Origin of the sequence: Kineococcus mangrovi (assembly GCF_041320705.1) — a bacterium.
Taxonomy (GTDB): Bacteria; Actinomycetota; Actinomycetes; order Actinomycetales; family Kineococcaceae; genus Kineococcus; species Kineococcus mangrovi.
The window spans coordinates 244,721-262,905 of record NZ_JBGGTQ010000004.1; the positions used below are offsets into that span (position 1 = coordinate 244,721).

The 18,185-nt window shown below is 75.9% G+C and carries 16 protein-coding genes; 8 read left to right on the forward strand and 8 right to left on the reverse strand.

Going from position 1 to position 18,185, the window contains the following annotated elements; translation table 11 throughout:
* Window positions 1-267: 267 nt before the first annotated feature.
* From AB2L28_RS10010 to AB2L28_RS10020, 3 genes are read left to right on the forward strand one after another with little or no spacing between them, the layout of a single operon-like run.
* Window positions 268-993, forward strand: coding sequence for a demethylmenaquinone methyltransferase (locus tag AB2L28_RS10010; protein WP_370718613.1), 726 nt, complete (start codon window positions 268-270; stop codon window positions 991-993).
* Window positions 994-1,038: 45 nt separating this feature from the next.
* A complete protein-coding gene (locus AB2L28_RS10015; protein ID WP_370718839.1) occupies window positions 1,039-2,319 on the forward strand; it encodes a geranylgeranyl reductase family protein in 1,281 nt (426 codons plus the stop codon).
* Window positions 2,316-3,362 (forward strand): polyprenyl synthetase family protein, encoded by a 1,047-nt coding sequence (locus AB2L28_RS10020; RefSeq protein ID WP_370718614.1) that lies wholly within the window; start codon window positions 2,316-2,318, stop codon window positions 3,360-3,362. Before AB2L28_RS10015 ends, AB2L28_RS10020 begins: the two co-directional genes overlap by 4 nt.
* A 72-nt stretch (window positions 3,363-3,434) precedes the next feature.
* On the opposite strand, the gene AB2L28_RS10025 is transcribed toward AB2L28_RS10020, so the two are convergent.
* From AB2L28_RS10025 to AB2L28_RS10035, 3 genes are all read right to left on the reverse strand, one after another.
* Window positions 3,435-5,045: a methyl-accepting chemotaxis protein gene (locus tag AB2L28_RS10025; protein ID WP_370718615.1), complete on the reverse strand. Its 1,611-nt coding sequence runs from the start codon at window positions 5,043-5,045 to the stop codon at window positions 3,435-3,437.
* Window positions 5,046-5,136: 91 nt separating this feature from the next.
* Window positions 5,137-6,162, reverse strand: coding sequence for a non-homologous end-joining DNA ligase (gene ligD, locus AB2L28_RS10030; RefSeq protein ID WP_370718616.1), 1,026 nt, complete (start codon window positions 6,160-6,162; stop codon window positions 5,137-5,139).
* Entirely contained in the window at window positions 6,159-7,199 is a 1,041-nt protein-coding gene (locus tag AB2L28_RS10035) for an ATP-dependent DNA ligase (RefSeq protein ID WP_370718617.1), read from the reverse strand. Before AB2L28_RS10035 ends, ligD begins: the two co-directional genes overlap by 4 nt.
* Window positions 7,200-7,282: 83 nt before the next feature.
* Between AB2L28_RS10035 and AB2L28_RS10040 the strand changes: the two genes are divergently transcribed.
* Both AB2L28_RS10040 and AB2L28_RS10045 read left to right on the forward strand, forming a co-directional pair.
* Window positions 7,283-8,545, forward strand: coding sequence for a four-carbon acid sugar kinase family protein (locus AB2L28_RS10040; RefSeq protein ID WP_370718618.1), 1,263 nt, complete (start codon window positions 7,283-7,285; stop codon window positions 8,543-8,545).
* Window positions 8,542-9,198, forward strand: coding sequence for a DUF998 domain-containing protein (locus tag AB2L28_RS10045; RefSeq protein ID WP_370718619.1), 657 nt, complete (start codon window positions 8,542-8,544; stop codon window positions 9,196-9,198). Before AB2L28_RS10040 ends, AB2L28_RS10045 begins: the two co-directional genes overlap by 4 nt.
* Window positions 9,199-9,245: 47 nt before the next feature.
* On the opposite strand, the gene AB2L28_RS10050 is transcribed toward AB2L28_RS10045, so the two are convergent.
* The 3 genes from AB2L28_RS10050 to rarD are packed head-to-tail and all read right to left on the reverse strand — an operon-like array spanning window position 9,246 to window position 12,836.
* On the reverse strand, window positions 9,246-10,052 hold the full coding sequence (locus AB2L28_RS10050) for a hypothetical protein (RefSeq protein WP_370718620.1): 807 nt from the start codon (window positions 10,050-10,052) through the stop codon (window positions 9,246-9,248).
* Entirely contained in the window at window positions 10,053-11,801 is a 1,749-nt protein-coding gene (locus AB2L28_RS10055; protein WP_370718621.1) for a bifunctional lysylphosphatidylglycerol flippase/synthetase MprF, read from the reverse strand. It lies immediately after the preceding gene.
* 57 nt (window positions 11,802-11,858) lie between these two features.
* Entirely contained in the window at window positions 11,859-12,836 is a 978-nt protein-coding gene (gene rarD, locus AB2L28_RS10060) for an EamA family transporter RarD (RefSeq protein ID WP_370718622.1), read from the reverse strand.
* A 105-nt stretch (window positions 12,837-12,941) separates the two neighbouring features.
* On the opposite strand from rarD, the gene AB2L28_RS10065 reads away from it, so the two are divergent.
* The 3 genes from AB2L28_RS10065 to AB2L28_RS10075 are packed head-to-tail and all read left to right on the forward strand — an operon-like array spanning window position 12,942 to window position 16,130.
* A complete protein-coding gene (locus AB2L28_RS10065; protein ID WP_370718623.1) occupies window positions 12,942-14,339 on the forward strand; it encodes an FAD-dependent oxidoreductase in 1,398 nt (465 codons plus the stop codon).
* Window position 14,340: 1 nt separating this feature from the next.
* Window positions 14,341-15,144, forward strand: a complete 804-nt coding sequence (locus tag AB2L28_RS10070) for an electron transfer flavoprotein subunit beta/FixA family protein (protein WP_370718624.1) — start codon at window positions 14,341-14,343, stop codon at window positions 15,142-15,144.
* Entirely contained in the window at window positions 15,141-16,130 is a 990-nt protein-coding gene (locus tag AB2L28_RS10075; RefSeq protein ID WP_370718625.1) for an electron transfer flavoprotein subunit alpha/FixB family protein, read from the forward strand. The genes AB2L28_RS10070 and AB2L28_RS10075 overlap by 4 nt, the downstream gene beginning before the upstream one ends.
* Before the next feature lie 46 nt (window positions 16,131-16,176).
* Here the strand turns inward: AB2L28_RS10075 and AB2L28_RS10080 are convergent, their stop codons facing one another.
* Window positions 16,177-17,292 (reverse strand): alpha/beta hydrolase, encoded by a 1,116-nt coding sequence (locus AB2L28_RS10080; protein WP_370718626.1) that lies wholly within the window; start codon window positions 17,290-17,292, stop codon window positions 16,177-16,179.
* A gap of 82 nt (window positions 17,293-17,374) precedes the next feature.
* Window positions 17,375-18,169, reverse strand: coding sequence for an SGNH/GDSL hydrolase family protein (locus AB2L28_RS10085; protein ID WP_370718627.1), 795 nt, complete (start codon window positions 18,167-18,169; stop codon window positions 17,375-17,377).
* Between the last annotated feature and the right edge of the window lie 16 nt (window positions 18,170-18,185).

The following is an 18,185-nucleotide window of genomic DNA, read 5'->3' on the forward strand; positions in this document are numbered from 1 at the left end:
GGGTGGTGCGGTGGCGCGGACGGCCGGTGCGGATCCCCGGAACGGCACGACCGGGGAGGCGGAGCGCGTCAGGGTCGACGCGCGATGATCATCCCATCGGCGACCCCCGGGCGGGCCTCGATCGACCACTTCCGTCCCGTGGAGGGGGTCGGCGAGCCGTCTGCCGCGCGGGAGCGTGTGACGGCCCGTCGGGCGGGGTGTCCGGGATCACCGCTCCCGGCCGGTGACCGGGACGGCGGGACCGCCGGCGGCTGCGAGACTGGAGGGGTGGGCACCCCCGACGTCTCGACCCGGCACGACCTGGCCGACCTCAGCAAGCGACCGGCGCAGGTCGCGGGCATGTTCGACGACGTCGCGCAGAGGTACGACCGCACGAACGACGTCCTGTCCGCCGGTCAGGACCGGCTGTGGCGCCGGGCCGTCCTGCGGGCCGTCGACGCCCGCCCGGGGGAGACCGTGCTCGACCTCGCGGCCGGCACGGGCCGTTCCAGCGAACCGTTCGCCGACCGCGGGGTGCGCGTGGTCCCGTGCGACTTCTCGGTCGGGATGGTCCACGCGGGCAAGCGCCGCCGCCCCGACCTCGGCTTCGTCGTGGGCGACGCGACGCGCCTGCCGTTCGCCGACGGGGTCTTCGACGCGGCCACGATCTCCTTCGGGCTGCGCAACGTCGTCGACCCGGACGCGGGGCTGCGCGAGATGGCGCGCGTCGTCCGCCCCGGCGGCCGGCTCGTCGTCTGCGAGTTCTCGACGATCCCGAACCCGTTGCTGCGCAAGGCGTACACCACGTACCTGCACCACGGGCTGCCGCGGGTGGCGCGGCTGGTGAGCTCGCACGGGGAGGCGTACAGCTACCTCGTCGACTCCATCGACGCGTGGCCGGACCAGGCCGAGCTGGCCCTGCGCATCGGTGCGGCCGGCTGGGAGCGCGTCGCCTGGCGCAACCTGTCCTTCGGGGTCGTCGCGATGCACCGGGCCGTGCGCGCCGTGGGCTGACGGGGGCGACTAGACTTCGTGAAAACTTTCACGAGCGGAGGGGTGATGGAGACGCAGGACGCGGACGTGCTCGTCGTCGGGGCCGGGCCGGCCGGCGCGACGCTGGCGCGCCACCTCGCCGACGCCGGCCGGCGCGTCCTGGTGCTCGAGAAGTCCTCCTTCCCGCGCGAGAAGGTCTGCGGCGACGGCCTGACCCCGCGGGCCGTCCACGAGCTCGACCAGCTCGGCCTGCGCACCGGAACCTCCGAGGGCTGGATCCGCAACCAGGGGCTGCGACTGCTCGGCGGCGGGGTGCGGATGCAGGTCCCGTGGCCCGAGATCACCGACTTCCCCTCCTACGGCCTCGTCGCGACGCGCTCGAGCTTCGACCAGGCCCTCGTCGAGCACGCCCGCGCCGGGGGCGCGACCGTCGCCGAGCGCACGAGCGTCACCGGTCCCGTCCTCGACGAGCGCACCGGGCACGTCGTCGGCGTCACCGCCCGCCCGGTCGACGAGAAGGGCCGCAAGGCCGGCGATGCCCGCACCTACCGCGCGCCCGTCGTCGTCGCGGCCGACGGGGTCGGCGGTCGCCTCGCGCTGTCGATGGGCCTGGCCAAGCGCGACGACCGCCCGCTCGGCATCGCCGTCCGCACCTACTTCACCAGCCCCCGTCACGACGACGACTGGATGGAGGCGTGGATGGAGCTGCGCGAGGCCGACAGCTCCGCCGGCCCGCTGCTGCCCGGCTACGGCTGGGTCTTCGGCGTCGGCGACGGCACCTCGAACGTCGGCCTCGGCGTCCTGGACCCCGGCTCCGGCGACGTCGACTACCGGGACCTGCTGCGGCGCTGGGTGTCCGGGATGCCCCCCGAGTGGCGGTTCCGCGAGGAGGACCAGGTGGGCCCGATCCGCGGGGCGGCGCTGCCGATGGCCTTCAACCGCACGCCGCACTACACGCGCGGGCTCGTGCTCATCGGCGACTGCGGCGGCATGGTCAACCCGTTCAACGGCGAGGGCATCGCCTACGCCATGCAGTCCGGGCGCCTCGCGGCGCGGGCCGTCGACGACGCCCTGGCCGCCACCGACGAGCGCGCCCGCGAGCGCGCCCTGCAGTCCTACCCCGCTGCGGTTCGCGCGGACCTGGGTGGGTACTACACGCTGGGTCGCGTGTTCGTCTCCCTCATCGGCCACCCCGAGGTCATGCGCGTCGCGACCCGCTTCGGGCTGCCGCGCCCGGGCCTGATGAAGCTGGTCGTGAAGCTCCTGGCCAACCTGGCCGACCCGACGTCGAAGGACGCCACCGACCGGGTGGTCGTGGCGCTGAAGCGATTGGCCCCTGCCTCGTGAACACGTCCGTCAACACCACCGGCACGACCGCGGGGCAGGGCGGGTTGCCGACCACCGACCCGGCCCTGGAGGACGCGCTGCGCGAGGGCCTCGACGCGGTCGAGGTGCGGCTGCGCCAGGCCGTCAGCACCACCGACCCGATCGCCGACGCCCCCGCCCGCCACCTCGTCGAGGCCGGCGGCAAGCGCGTGCGGCCCATGCTGACCCTGCTGGGGGCCCACCTGGCCGCCCCGGGCGCCGCGGTCGTGCCCGGCGACGTCCTGGAGGCGGCGGTCGTGTGCGAGTTGACCCACCTCGCCTCGCTGTACCACGACGACGTCATGGACTCCGCGCCCACCCGACGCGGAGCGCCTGCGGCGCAACAGCTCTACGGCAACAACACGGCCATCCTCATCGGTGACCTGCTCTTCGCCCGCGCCTCGAACGTGGTCGCCGCGCTCGGCCCGGAGGCCGTGCTGCTGCAGGCGGCGACGTTCGAGCGGCTGTGCCTGGGGCAGTTGCACGAGACCGTCGGGCCGCGTCCGGACGAGGACCCGGTGCGGCACTACCTCGACGTCCTCAGCGACAAGACGGCCTCGCTCATCGCCACCGCCGGCCGCTTCGGCGCGCTGTTCGCGGGCGGGTCCGAGGAGGTCGTGCAGGCCATGGTCCGCTACGGCGAGGACGTCGGCGTCGCCTTCCAGCTCGCCGACGACGTGCTCGACCTGGCCAGCGACGCCGGGGAGTCCGGCAAGCGCCCCGGCACCGACCTGCGCGAGGGCGTCCCGACGCTGCCGGTCCTGCTCGCGCGCCGCGCCGCCGCCGAGGGCGACGCCGCCGCCCGCGCCGTCGTCGACCTCCTCGACTCCGGCCGCCTGGCCGCCGACGACGTGCTGGCCGAGGCCGTCGCCGCCCTGCGCGCCCACCCCGCCACCGAGGCCGCCCGCGCCACCGCCCGCGAGTGGGCCCACCGCGCCGCCACCCACCTCACCGCCCTGCCACCGTCGCCCGCCCGCGAGGCGCTCGAGGCGTACGCCGCCACCGTCGCGGACCGGGTGGCCTGAGGCCCGTCCCGGTCGGGCGCCCCCGGTCCCGCGCCCGGTCCCGCGACGGTGCGGCGGAGCTGCTGGCGGGGGTCAGACGCGGAAGCGGCCGACGAGGGCGCTGAGCTCACCCGCCATCCGGTGCAGGTCGTCCGTCGCGGCGCGGGTGCCGGTGACGACCTCGGCCGTCGTCCGGGCCGAGCCCGTGATCCCGCGGATCCCCGCCGAGATCGACTCCGACCCGGCGGCGGCCTCACCGACGCTGCGGCTCATCTCGGCCGTCGTCGCGGACTGCTCCTCGACGGCCGAGGCGATGGTCGTCTGGTGGTTGCTGATCTCGCCGACGACCTCGGCGATGCTCTCGATGGCCCGCACCGCCTCGGCGGTGTCGGCCTGGATGGACCCGACGCGGGAGGCGATGTCCTCGGTCGCGCGGGCGGTCTGGGCGGACAGCTCCTTCACCTCACCGGCGACGACGGCGAAACCCTTGCCGGCCTCGCCGGCCCGCGCCGCCTCGATGGTGGCGTTGAGCGCCAGCAGGTTCGTCTGCTCGGCGATCGCGGTGATGGCCTTGACGACGTCGCCGATCTGGGTGGAGCTGACCCCCAGGCGGGCGACGGTCTCCCCGGCCCGGCCGGCCAGGTCGTCGGCGCGGGCCGCGACCGCGGTGGCCTCGGAGGCACCGGAGGCGATGTCGCGGATGGCGGCCTGCATCTCGGTGGCACCCGCGGCGACGGTCGCGACGCTGGCGGCGACGGTGGCCGCGGTCTCCGCGGCGTCCGCGGCCACGGCGGCCGTCTGCCCGGCGGTCGCGCCGATGCGTTCGCTGTCGGCGGCCAGCTGCGTCGAGGCGGCGGCCAGGGACGCCGACGACGAGGCGATCGCGGCCACCGTCCCGCGCACGCTGTCCCGCGCCTTCTCCAGGGAGGCGGCCATCTGCCCGACCTCGTCGCGGCTGTCGACGTGCGCGGTGACGGTGAGGTCCCCGGCCGCCATGGCCTCCAGCGAGCGCGACACCTCGTGCAGCGGGCGGGTGATGGAGCGCACGACGGCCAGGGCGATCGCGGTGGCCAGCCCCAGCCCGAGCACCAGCCCGGCCAGGACGAGGGTGCGCGAGCGCGCGGAGTCGGAGGCGGCGGTCTGCGCGTTGGCCTCGGCGTCGCGGTCCTCGGCGGCCTCGACGGCGTCCAGCGCGTCGGCGGCCCCGCTGACCAGCGGCTGGGCGACGGCGGAGTTCGCGGCGGCCCAGCCCGCCAGGTCCCCCCGGTCCGAGGCCGGCAGCAGCTGGCTGTCGCGGGCCTGGCGCCACTGCGCCCAGGTGTCGGTGAAGGTCTTCCAGCCCGCCGGGTCGGCCAGCGGGGTCGCGGAGTACCTCCCCGCCCAGTCGTCGAGCTCGGCGTCGCTGTCCTGGATCTTCCGCGCCACCTCGGCCTTGCCGGCCGCGTCCGGCGTCGCGGCGTGCTGCGCCACGAGCATCCGGGTCTTCAGCTCCTCCTGGTGCACGCGCCCGAGCGCGGTGAGGCCGACGACGCTGTCCTGGTAGAGGGTGTTCGACCGCGTCGTGCCCTCGTGCAGCGCGGTGAGGGAGGCCGCGCTGACGGCGACGGTCACCAGGCCGAGCGCTCCCAGGGCGCCGAGGACCTTGGTGCGGACGCTGCGGTCGGCCAGCAGCGAGCGCGAGGGACGGGTGGCGGTGCTCGGCATCGAAGGCTCCCGGGGGTCGCGCCGGGGCGCCCCGGCTCACCTTCTCCTCTCGGCCCGTCCCCGGCGCACCTTGAACCGTCGTCGGTCCCGGTCAGGCGTTCCTGGCCCGCGACGGCTGCACCCGCGCCGGCTCACCCGGCACCTTGGGGTGGTTCGGCGGGTACGGCAGGTCCCCCAGACCGGCCTCGGCGTCGGCGTCGGCCAGGGCCAGCAGCGGTTCCAGCGAGTGCGCCCGCCCGCCGCGGTCGGCCCACACGTCGCCCACCTCGGCGTACCGGGCCGGGAACGTCGTCAGGGTGAAGTCGTCCGGGTCGAGGTCGTCGGTCAGCTCCTCCCACCGCAACGGCGCCGACACCGTCGCCCGGGCCGTCCGGCGCAGCGAGTAGGCGCTCGCGATCGTCCGGTCGCGGGCGTTCTGGTTGTAGTCGACGAACACCGCCTCGCCGCGCTCCTCCTTCCACCAGGCGGTGGTGACGAGGCCGTCGGCCCGCCGCTGCACCTCCCGGGCCAGCGCGATCCCCGCCCGGCGCACCTGCGTGAAGGTCCACCGCGGCTCGATCGCCACGACCACGTGCAGACCCCGCCCGCCGGACGTCTTGACGAACCCCTCGCACCCCAGCTCGGCGAGCAGGGGACGCAGCACGTCCCGCGCCACCGCCCGCGCCTGCGCGAACCCCGTGCCCGGCTGGGGGTCGAGGTCGACGCGCAGCTCGTCGGGGTGGTCGACGTCGGGGGCCGTGCACGGCCACGGGTGGAAGGTGATCGTCGACTGCTGCGCGGCCCAGACGAGGGTGGCCGCGTTCGTGGGCCGGACCACGTCCGCCGACCGCCCCGACGGGAACGTCACGCGCACGGTCTCCACGTGCCCGGGGGCCGACCGCGGGACGCGCTTCTGGTACACCTCCTCGCCCCCGACCCCGTCGGGGAAGCGCTGCAGGTGGGTGGGCCGGTCCCGCACGGCGCCCAGCAGCGCCGGGGCCAGGAGCCGGTAGAACTCCACGACGCGCCGCTTCGTCCCGGCCTCGCCCAGCGCCGGGTAGTACGGCTTGTCGGGGGAGGTCAGCCGCACGGGCGTGCCGTCGACGTCGATCTCCTCCGCCGGTGCCCGCGGGTTCACCGCGACGCCCCCGACAGCACGTCGGCGAGGTCGTGGTCGGCGGGGACGTCGAGCTGGTCCAGCCGGCACTGCTCCGGTGGCTTGTCCGGCCGCCACCGCAGGAACCGCGGGTTGTGCCGGAACCGCCGCCCCTCGAGCTGGTCGTACTCGACCTCGCACACCAGTTCCCGCCGCACCGGGATCCACGCGTCGTCCCGCCGCGCGTTCCACCGGTTCCCCTCACCCCGCGCCGGTTCGTCGCCGGTGCGCAGCGCGGCGAGCTGCTCGAGCAGCTCGACCCGCCGCTGGGCGGTGAACGCCGTGGCCCCGCCGACGAACGCGACGCCGTCGTCGGCGTGCAGCCCCAGCAGCACCGACCCGACCCCGGGCAGGCTCTTGTGCGGGCGGTACCCCACGACGACGCAGTCGGCGGTCCGCCGGTGCTTGACCTTCGTCATGACCCGCCGGCCCTGCTCGTAGGGCGCGTCCAGGGGTTTGGCGACGACCCCGTCGAGCCCGGCCCCCTCGAACGTGGTGAACCACCCGGCCGCCACGGCCGCGTCCCGCGTGGCCGTCGTGACGTGGGTGACCGGGCCGCAGCCCGCGAGCGCCTCGACGAGCCGCGCGCGGCGCTCGGCGGTGCCCGCACCGGTGAGGTCGTCGGCGCCGAGGGCGAGCAGGTCGAAGGCGACGAACTGCGCGGGCGTCCGCCGCGACAGCTCCTCGACGCGGCTGCGCGCCGGGTGGACCCGCTGCGAGAGCAGTTCCCAGGACAGCCGGCCCCCGTCGGGCTGCGGCACGAACAGCTCCCCGTCCACGACGCAGCGCTGCGGCAGCTCGGCCCGCACGGCGTCCTCGACCTCCGGGAAGTACCGGGTGAGGGGTTTGGCGGTGCGCGAGCCGAGCACGACCTCCTCGCCGTCGCGGAACACGATGCAGCGGAAGCCGTCCCACTTCGGCTCGTAGAGCCAGGCCGGCCCGTCGGCGGGCTGGTCCGGGACGGCGGCGGCGGCCCTGGCCAGCATCGGAGAGACGGGCGGGTTCACCGGCAGGTCCACCGCACCCACTCTGCCGCACGGGGGTGTCCCGGCACGAGGACGCAGCAGGAGAACTCGTGCCGGGGTCTGGTCTACTGCCAGGCGTGAACCACAAGACCGTCGTCCTGGACGACGACCCCACCGGGACGCAGTCCGCGACGGGGGTGCGCGTCCTGCTGCGCTGGGGGGCGCCGCACCCGCCGCTGGCCGAGCTGCTGCACGAGGCCCTGCGCGAGGCCGACGGCGTGTACGTGCAGACCAACTCCCGCGCGCTCGACGAGGCGGCGGCGCTCGCCCTCGTGACCGAGGTCCGGGACGCCGCCCGCGAGGCCGGCCGGCTCCTCGGCGCCCGGGTGCGGTGCGTGCTGCGCGGGGACTCCACGCTGCGCGGGCACGTGTTCGCCGAGACGGGCGCGTTCACCGGCCCCGACGACGTCGTCCTCTTCGTCCCGGCCTTCCCCGCGGGTGGCCGCACGACCGTCGACGGCGTGCACCTGGTCCGCACCGCCGACGGCGACGTCCCGGCGGGGGAGACGGAGTACGCGGCCGACCCCGTGTTCGGGTTCACCAGCTCCCGGCTGAGCGAGTACGTGCGGGAGAAGTCCGGGCGCACCCCGGTGCCCGTGGCCCGGCCCGACGCCCTCGCCCGCGCCCTCGAGGAGGCCCCCGCCGGTGCCGTCCTGCTGCCCGACGTGCGCGACGACGCCGACGTGCAGGCGCTGGCGGACGCGGTGCGCGCTTGGACGCCGCCGCCGGGGCGGGACGTCGTCGTGCGCTGCGCCGCCCCGCTGGCGGCCGCGCTGGCGGGGGTGACGAGCACGGGGTTCCTCGACCGGCCCCTGCGGCCGGGGTCCCCGCACGTGCTCGTGGTCTGCGGGTCGCACACCGACGGCGCCCGCGCCCAGCTCGAGGCCCTCGCCCGGCGGCACGGCCCTGCGCACGTCCTGCCCACGGCCGACGCGCTCGCCGACCCCGTCGCCGCGGGCGAGGACCTCGCCGAGCGCGCCCGCGCCGACCTCGCGGCCGGGGTGGCCGTCGTGGCCACCGAACGCGTCCGCTCCGGCGAGCACGGCACCCTCGCCCACGGCGAGGCGGTCATGACGGCCCTCGTGGCGGCCGTGCAGCGCCTCGTCCCGGACGCCGACGCCGTCGTCAGCAAGGGCGGCATCACCGCCGCCGAGGTCGCCCGCACGGGCATCGGCGCGGACACGGCGCTCGTCGAGGGTCAGGTCGCCGCCGGGATCTCCGTGTGGCGGATGGCGGTGCAGGGCGGGGACGGGGACCGCGACGTGCTGCAGGTCGTGGTCCCCGGCAACGTCGGCGGCCCGGACGCGGTCGTCGACGCCGTCGCGGCGCTCGGCCGGTGACGCTGCGCCGACCCGTCGTGCGGCTGGCCGTGGTGCTCGCCGTCCTCGCCGCGGTCGCCAACGCGAACTTCCTCCTCGAGCCCGTCGTCGGCGGGCGCGTCGACCTCGCCGTCGGGGTCGTCAGCGAGCTGTCGGTGCCCTCGGAGCCGGGGTCGGTGTGGTTCCGGCTGGGGGACGGGACCTCCGGTCTCCTCGGCGCCGTCCTGGGGGTCCTGCTGTGGCGCGGGGCCGGGGCGAGGGGGGCCCGGCACGTGAGGTTCCGCGCGCTGTGCCTGCTGGCGTTCGGGGTGGGGACGTTCGTCTCGGCCCTGGTGCCCATCACCTGCGCCCCGTCCCTGGGCCCGTGCCCGCCCTCGTCGGAGACCGCCGAGCTCGTCCACGACGGCGTCTCGGTCCTGGCCACGACCGGGGCCGTGCTGGGCGCGGGGGAGCTGGCCTGGCGGGCGCGCGGGGTGCTCAAGGTCCTGGCGGTGCCCACGGCGCTCGTCTCGGCCGGCTGCGGGCTGTACGAGGTCGTGACGTTCTCCCAGGGCGGCAACGGCGGCGGTGGGGACTCCCAGCGCTGGCAGGTGCTGGCCGTCTCGGCTTGGCTCGTCCTGGAGGCGCTGAGCTGGCGGCCGGGCGCGAGGACCCCCCGGCCCGCGCCGGGGTAGCGACCCGCGGGCGCGAGCCCGGGGCCCACCGCCGGCGAGGACCGCGCTCACGCCTCCTCCGGGAGGGCCGGCGACCCGGCGAGCACGACCGAGCAGCCGACGACGACGAGCAGGGCGGCCACGGTCGGCACCCACCAGCCGGGCCGCACGACGTCCCCGAGCAGCCAGAACCCGGCGACCGCGGGGACGACGACCTCGACCGACCACAGCAGCGCCGTCGCCGGCCCCACGGGGCCCTTCTCCAGCGCCGCCGCGTACCCGAGCGTGCCCGCGACCCCGGCCACCACCACGGCCCACGCCACCGGTTCGAGCCCGACCCGCCACGCCTGCGACCACGCGTCCGGCAGCGTCACCGCCCGCGCCCCCAGCGCCGCGACGGAGTAGCCGAGCCCGGCGAGCCCGGCGAAGGCCGCCGACCCGCTGCGGCGCAGCCCGAGCACGGCGACGAGCGCGAGCCCCGCGGCCACGCACAGCGCGACCTGCCCACCTGGCCCGACGGTGGGGGAGGGCTGCTCGGTGCCGGCCCCGCCGACGACGGCGAGGGCCGCGACGAGCCCCAGCACGGCGGCGGTGTCGCGCGGGCGCAGCCGGGAGCCGAGGAAGGCCCGCGCGAGCAGCACGGTCAGGGCCAGCGACCCGGCCAGCAGCGACTGCACCGCGAACGTCGGCAGCCGGCGCAGCGCCACGAGGGACAGCAGCCACGCCAGCCCGTCGCAGCCCAGGCCGGTGAGGTAGAGCGGGGACCGCGTCAGCGCCGCCGCCCCGGACCCGCCGCGCACCCCGACGGCCTGCAGGATCGACCCGGCCGCGTACCCCAGGGCGGCCAGGACGGCGGCCGCCAGCGCCGGCCCCACTCAGGACCCCGTGCCCGAGGCCGGGGTCGACGGCCGGCGCCCGAGGAACCGGCCGACGACGGGCAGCTCGGCCACGCCCTCGGCGTCGGCGATCGTGAAGCCCTGCGCGGCGGAGAACTCCACGGAGTCCAGGACGACGTACCGCGGCCGCCACTGCGGGTCGTACTTGGCGTTGAACTTCCACAGCGACTCGATCTGGGCGCTGCGCGACAGCGCGTGCAGCGCCTTGCGGCCGAGGTCGGCGAACGTGCCCTCGCGCTCCCCGGCGACGACCTCGCGCAGCACCGCGAAGTTCAGGCCGAGCCCGCGCATCCCGTTCTCCGCCAGGTGGGTCGCCGTCGCCACGATGAGCGCGTCGGTCAGACCGTTGGGCACGTCCTCGGCGGTCGAGCGGCGCATGACGTCGAGGGAGTAGCCCTGCACCTTCGGGGCCGGGGCCCACTGGACGAACCCGGCCGGGCGACCGTCGGCGAAGCGGGCGACGCTCACGAGCACGCCGGTGTCGGCGGGGTCGAACAGGCGCGACAGCGTCATCGAGTAGCCGCGTTCGGCCCCGCCGTGCCGGGACTCCCCGGAGATCGACAGCAGTTCCTGCCGCACCGCGGCCGGCAGCGTCGCGCCGTCGTGGAACTCCACGGTGATCCCGGCCTTGGCGACGCGGTTCACCGCCCCGCGCAGGCTCTTCATCGCCGAGCCCTTGAGGGAGAACCTCGAGCAGTCCAGGACGGCCTCGTCGCCGAGGTAGACCGGGCGCAGCCCGACGGCCTCGTACGAGGGCAGCCAGTCCGCCGCCGCGCCCACGACGGCGACCGACCAGCCCGACCGCTCGCAGTGCTCGAGGAAGTCCAGCAGCAGCGCGCCGCGGCGTTCCCCGGGCCCGATGGGGTCGGGGGAGACGAGGCACACGCCGTTGCGGACGCTGTGCGCCACGACGCCCTCGCCCTCGGGGTAGGTGGCGAAGAAGAAGTCCTTGTCGTCGCGCAGCGCGAAGAAGTCCAGGGTGTCCCCGCCGTGCGCGTCGACGACCGCACGGGCGCGTTCGCGCTGGGCCAGGCGCTGCTCGGCGGTGAGCTGCGGGGCCCGGTGCGGGCTGAACAGCAGCCAGGCCAGCACGACGAGCAGGGCCAGGCCCAGGGCCAGCAGCGAGGGGTTCAGCAGCGGCAGGAAGACGTGGTCCTCGTCCCCGCGCAGCCGCGGCAGCGGGCGGCTCCGGTCCCCGACGAGCCGTTCGACGACGGCGGCGGTCGTCTCCCGCGGGTGCCGCTCCTCCCCGACGGCCACGACGAGCGCCGCGGACACCGCCAGCGTGGCGAGCGCCCCGACGACGAGGACGCGGACCGCCTGCCGCCGGCGGGCCGGGCTCGGCAGGACGGGGAAGGCGCGGGCGTTGGCGATCAGCCAGACCAGGGCCACGACGTCGAGCGCGGCCTCCTCCACGTCGATGCCCTTGACCAGGTGCAGCACCACCGAGGCCGCCAGCAGCCCGATCGTCGTGCCCCACGCGAGGCGCTGCCCGCGGCGCAGGCCACCGGCCAGCAGCAGCAGGGCCAGCGAGACCGGGACCAGGACGGTCTTGCCGAGCAGCGGGACACCGAGCGGCAGCACCTCCAGGAGCGGGCCGAAGCGTTCGCGGGCGGGGGCGGTGATCGCGGACAGGACACCGAGGACCGCCAGGAGCACGACGGCCCCGGCGCCGAGGCGGCGGGTGCGGTCGCGGCGGGCGCGGCCGGCCAGGAGCGGGGGGAGCACGGTCAGCAGTCTGGTGCTCGACCGGCCCCCACCGCAGCGGCACAGCGCACCACCAGGTCAGCCGGCCGGTTCCGGGACCCGGGCCCGCCGCTGGTGGCGCAGCACGTCCACCGTCAGCAGGGCCAGCGCCGCCCACACGAGGCCGAAGCCGATCCACCGCGAGGTGGGCATCGTCTCCCCGAGCAGTAGGGCCGCGGCGAACTGCAGGACGGGGGTGACGTACTGCAGCATCCCGATGACCGTCAGCGGCACCCGGGCCGCGGCGGCCGCGAACAGCACGAGCGGCACCAGCGTCGTGGGGCCGGCCAGGACGAGCAGCGTCGCATGCAGCGGGCCCTCGCTCGCGAACGTCAACCGGTCGCCGAGGACGGCGAGCGCCGCGACGGCGGGCACGAGCAGCACCCCCGTCTCCACCGTCAGCCCCGTCAGCGGGTCCACCCCCGCGCCCCGGCGGGCGAGCCGGTTCTTCAGCAGGCCGTAGCTGCCGAAGGAGACGGCCAGGGTCAGCGCCATCCACGGCAGCCGCCCCAGGTCGGCGGTGATGACCAGGACCGCGACCAGGCCCACCCCGACGGCCGCCCACTGCCCCCGGCGCAGCCGTTCGCGCAGCACGAGCACGCCCAGCAGCACCGTCAGCAGCGGGTTGACGAAGTACCCCAGCGACGCCTCCAGGACGTGCCCGGTGACGACGGCCAGGCCGTACACGCCCCAGTTCGCGGCGATCGCGACCGCCGCGAGCGCGAGCAGCCCGCGCTGGGCCGGGTCGCGCAGGACGAGGAGCACGCGCGCCCACCGGCGCAGCACCGTGACGAGGACCACGGACAGGGCGAGGGAGAAGACGATCCGCCACGCCAGCAGCTCGACCGCCCCCGCCGGTCGCAGCGCGTGGAAGTAGAAGGGGAACAGCCCCCACATCCCGTAGCAGGCCAGCCCCGCGGCGACCCCGGCCGTCCCGGCGCGGGGGGTGCGCGACCGGTGGACGATCCGTGCGCGTGCTGGGCGGGTCCGGCCCGGGGTGTCCTCCACGTGGTTCACGCAGCCATCGTGACGGCGGTCGTGCCCCGCGCCCGGCGTTAGGCTTGCCTACGCACGTTCGCTCCACCGATCCAGCTGCACCGACCGAGAGGGACACCGAGACCTGTGACCGATTCGAACCGTTCGCTGCGCGTCGCCGTCGTCGGAGCCGGGCCGGCCGGGATCTACGCCTCGGACATCCTCTCCAAGGCCGACCTGTCGGGCACCGGGTTCGACGGCGTCGGCATCGACCTCTTCGAGCGCCTGCCCGCGCCCTTCGGCCTCGTCCGGTACGGCGTCGCCCCCGACCACCCGCGCATCAAGCAGATCGTCGTGGCGCTGGAGAAGGTGCTCTCCCGCGGGGACATCCGCCTCCTGACGAACGTCGACTTCGGCACCGACGTCACGCTGGAGGACCTGCGGCGGCACTACGACGCCGTGATCTTCTCCACGGGCTCGATCGAGGACGCGCGCCTGGAGATCCCCGGGGTCGACGCCCCCGAGAGCTACGGCGCGGCCGACTTCGTCTCCTGGTACGACGGCCACCCCGACTACCCGCGCACCTGGCCGCTGCAGGCCGAGCGCGTCGCGGTCCTCGGCGCCGGGAACGTCGCCCTGGACGTGGCCCGCATCCTCGCCAAGCACGCCGAGGACCTCCTGCCGACGGAGATCCCGGACAACGTCCACGAGGTGCTCCAGGCCTCGCCGGTCACCGACGTGCACGTCTTCGCCCGCCGCGGGCCCGCGCAGGTGAAGTTCTCGTCGCTGGAGCTGCGTGAACTCGGTCACGTCCCCGACGTCGACATCGTCGTGGACCCGGAGGACTTCGACTTCGACGAGGGGTCCGAGCAGGCCATCGCCTCCTCCAACCAGACCAGGCAGGTCGTCAAGACGCTCACCGACTGGACCTTGAAGGAGGGGGACTCGACGGCCTCGCGCCGCATCCACCTGCACTTCCTGCACGCCCCGGCCGAGATCGTCACCGGACCCGACGGGCACGTCACGGGGCTGCGCACCGAGCGCACCCGCCTGGTCGGCGACGGCACGGTCGAGGGCACGGGCGACCTGCACGACTGGGACGTCCAGGCCGTCTACCGCGCGGTGGGCTACGTCGGTTCCCCGCTGCCGGGGGTGCCGTTCGACGCCCTCGCCGGGGTCATCGCCAACCACGAGGGCCGCGTCACCGACCCCGAGGGCGGGTCCGTTCCGGGCGTCTACTGCACCGGCTGGATCAAGCGCGGTCCCGTGGGCCTCATCGGGCACACGAAGTCCGACGCGTCCGAGACGGTCCGGCACCTGGTCTCCGACGCCGCCGGTCTGGCCCGGGCCGAGCAGCCGGACCCGCAGGCCGTGCTGGACTTCCTGCGCGGCAAGGGCGTGGAGGTCCTGACCTGGACCGACTGGGAGACGCTGGACGCCTACGAGCGCTCCCTCGGTGCGCCGCGGGGCCGCGAGCGCGTCAAGGTCGTCTCCCGCGAGGACATGATCGAGGCCTCGCGCCGCGCGGGCGCCGGGGAGGCCTGACGTGCGGGTCGTGGTGTGCGTCAAGCACGTCCCCGACGTCCAGCAGCCCCGGTCCCTGCGCCCGGACGGCCGGCTCGCCCGGGGCGGGGACGACGACACCCTCAACGAGCTCGACGAGGACGCGCTCGAAGCGGGCCTGCGCACGGCCGAGGCCGCCGGGTTCCCCGGTGAGGGGCACGACGTCACCGTCCTGACCGTGGGCCCGGCCGCCGCCGTGGAGGCCGTGCGCCGCGGGGTCGCCATGGGCGCCTCGGGGGCCGTGCACGTGCGCGACGACGCCGTGGCCGGTTCGGACGCCGTGGCGACCGCGCGGGTCCTGGCGGCCGCGATCGCCGAGCTGCACGCCGAGGCGCCCGTCGACGTCGTCGTGGCCGGGATGGCCGCGCTCGACGGCCTGACCTCCCTGGTCCCGGCCGCGCTCGCGGAGCTGCTGGGCTGGCCCCAGCTCACGCTGGCCGACCGGATCACCGTCGCCGACGGCGTGGTGACGGTGCGCCGCGAGACGTCCACCGACGTCGAGGAGCTCACCGCGCCGGCCCCCGCGGTGCTCTCGGTCACCGACCAGGCGTTCCGCGCCCGCTTCCCGGGCTTCAAGGGGATCCTGGCCGCCCGCAAGCACCCCGTGACGACGTGGTCGCTGGCCGACCTCGGCCTCGACCCGTCCACGGTCGGCCCGGCCGGGTCCGCGACGCGGGTCGTGCACGCCGCCGAACGCCCCGAGCGGGCCGACCGCGTCCTCGTCACCGGGGACGCCGAGACGGTGCCCGCCCTGGTGGACTACCTGTCGCAGAAGGGTTTCGCGTGAACGAGAGGGAGAACGGCGGACAGGCCGGTGGATCGGTGGCCGTCCTCGTGGACCACCTCGACGGGACGGTCCGGCCGACCGCGCTGGAGCTGCTGACCCTGGCCCGCGGGCTGGGCCGCGAGGTCCACGCCGTGTGGGTGGGGGACCGGGCTCCGGCGGCCGAGCTCGCGGCCCACGGCGCGGACGTCGTGCACGAGGTGGAGGTCTCGGGTGCCGACGCCCGGTTGACGGCCTCGGTCGTCGACGCGCTCCAGGCCGTCCTCGCCGCCGGCGTCGTCGGGCTCGTGCTCGTCCCGTCCACGTTCGAGGGGCGGGAGGTGGCCGCCCGCCTGGCCGTCCGCACCGGCGCCGGTGTCGTCACGGGCGTTTCCGGCGTGGCCGTCGAGGACGGGTGCTGGACCGCCCGCAAGACCGTCCTGGCCGGCGGCTGGGACACCGCCTGCGCCGTCACCGGTCCGCTCGCGGTCGTCGCCGTGGCCCCGCACGCCGTGCAGGCGCTCGCGCGGGACGGGGCGGCGGAACCGGTCGTCGTCCGCCGCACCGCGGAGGCGTCCGCGGCGGCCCGGGCCGTCACGGTCGTCTCCCGCACCCGCCGCCCCGCGAGCGAGCGGCCCCCGCTCGCCGAGGCCGAGGTCGTCGTCGTCGGCGGCCGCGGCGTCGAGGGGGACTTCTCCGGCGTCGAGGAGCTGGCCGACGTCCTCGGCGGTGCCGTCGGCGCCACGCGCGTCGCCACCGACGAGGGCTGGATCGGGCACGAGGCCCAGGTCGGGCAGACCGGGGTGACGATCTCCCCGCGCCTGTACGTCGGGCTCGGCGTGTCCGGCGCCGTGCACCACAAGGGCGGCATGGCGGCCTCCGCCACGGTCGTCGCGGTGAACAACGACCCCGACGCCCCCGTCTTCGAGTTCGCCGACTACGGGATCGTCGGGGACCTCACCGAGGTCCTGCCCGCCCTCACCGCCGAACTGCGCCGCCGCCGCGGCTGACCCGCTGACCCCCTCCCGCGCCCGGGTCCCGGGCGCGGGAGGGGCCTCAGGCCGACGTCGGCGCGAAGCCCTGCAGGTTCTCGCCGAGCCATTCCAGGGCCTGCGGGACGAAACCGGCCCAGATGCTCGTGCGGTGCCCGCCCTGCTGCTGGGTCACCAACGTCACCTGCAGCGGCCCGTGCGCGGCGGCGGCCAGGGCCGACGTCGACGGCCAGGACAGCGAGTCGCTCTCGGAGGCCATGGCCCACACGCGGACGGCGGGCGGGCTGACCTTCGCCAGGGTCACGAGGTCGAGCCGCTGACCCGCGGGGCTGTCCAGCGCGAACGGCGTCCACGACCCGAAGTTCGGCGTGAAGTACCCGCCGAAGGAGATCGTCGCCCCGAACCGGTCCGGGTGCAGCATCGTCAGCTGGTTCGCGCACCACCCGCCCATCGACAGGCCCATCGTCGCCCAGGAAGCGGCCGTGCGGGCGGCCTGGTAGTGGCTCTCGACCCAGTCCGGGACGTCCTTCGACATCCACGTCTCCAGTTGCGGCTCACCGGGTCCACCGTTGACGCACTCGGTGTCGCGGCCCGCGGGGATCTCCAGGTCGGGGAACACGAGGATGGGCGGCACGATCTGCCGGCTGGTCACGGCGCCGTCGACCGCGGGCTGGACGTCCATCGCGTCCAGCCACTGCTGCGGGGTCCCCGGGTAGCCGTGGAAGGCCTCGACGACGGGGTACCCGCCGGCCGGGGCGGGCTTCGTGCCGTACCCGGCGGGGAGCATGACGAGCACCGTCCCGGTGACGCCGGACGCCGGTCCGGGCACCTGCGCCCGGAACACGCGGCCGTCGTAGCCCGCGATCTGCTCGGCCTTCGGGTCGCTCACCGTCGTCGTGCCGCCGGTGTCCCCGCCGGACGTCGTGGTGGTCGTCGCGGACTGGGCGGACCGGGTGCCCAGGAGGTCGTCCCAGTCGGAGTACAGGCCGAACTCGGAGTTCACGACGAGGAACACCGCCACGAGGACGGTCAGGTTGACCGCGATGAGCGAGGCCGCCCGGCCGAGCAGCGCCAGCACCCCCCGTCGCGCCAGCAGCCGCCAGCCGACGACGATCGCGACCAGTGCCGCGCACGCCACCCCGATGGCCACCCCCTGGGTGACCGGACTCGACAGACCCACCGTGGAACCTCCCCCGTGCCTGCGAACGCCGGTGGGCGTTCCTCCCGATCATCGGGGCGGGGAGGACCGGGAGGGAGCGTTCTCAGCGGATGTCCGGTGAACGTGGAGCGCGTTCGGAGGACAGCGCCGCCAGCACGGCGTCCGCGATGGCCCGCTGGCCCTCCGCGTTCGGGTGGTCGCCGTCGTCGGCCAGCAGCGGCGCGGGGTCCAGGCTCCCGTCGTCGCCGTGGAAGACCTGCCGGAGGCCCACGAACGTCACCCGCGCCCCCTCGGCGTCCACGGCCGCCTGCAGCCGGTCGTCGAAGGAGTCCGTCAGCTGCTCCTGCACGGCCCGCTGGGCCGGCGTGTACTCCTGGTCGGCGACCGCCCCGTCGAGACCCACGGCCCAGTAGTCCAGGACGACCACCCGCGCGCCGGTGGGCGCGATGCGGCCGACGGTGGCCGAGACGGTGGCGACGGCCTCGGCCGCGGCGGCGTCGACCTGCTGCTCGTCCGGCAGGGGGTCGGACCCGTCGACCAGGTCGGCGACGTCGTTGGCGCCGGCCTCGAGCAGGACAACGTCGGTGGCGGAGAAGTCCGACAGGTTCTCCTCGACCGTGGCCGCGACGTCGTCGGACGTCGCGCCGTCCTCGGCGAGCTGCTCGAGCCCGACACGCTGCCCGGGGGCCGCCAGGTCGGCCGCGACGAGGACCGGGAACGGGGAGCAGTTGCACTGGGCGCCGGTCGGGACGGAGTCGCCGAGGGAGACGACGCGCGTCGGGCGCCCGGACCCGCCGTCCCGGGTGCTGTCGGTCACCGCGCCGGACTCCTCGGGCAGGGAGGCGGCCACGCTGCCCAGCAGGAGCAGCACGACGGCGAAGACGCGGAGGGGTCTCACGCTCCGCACTGTGACA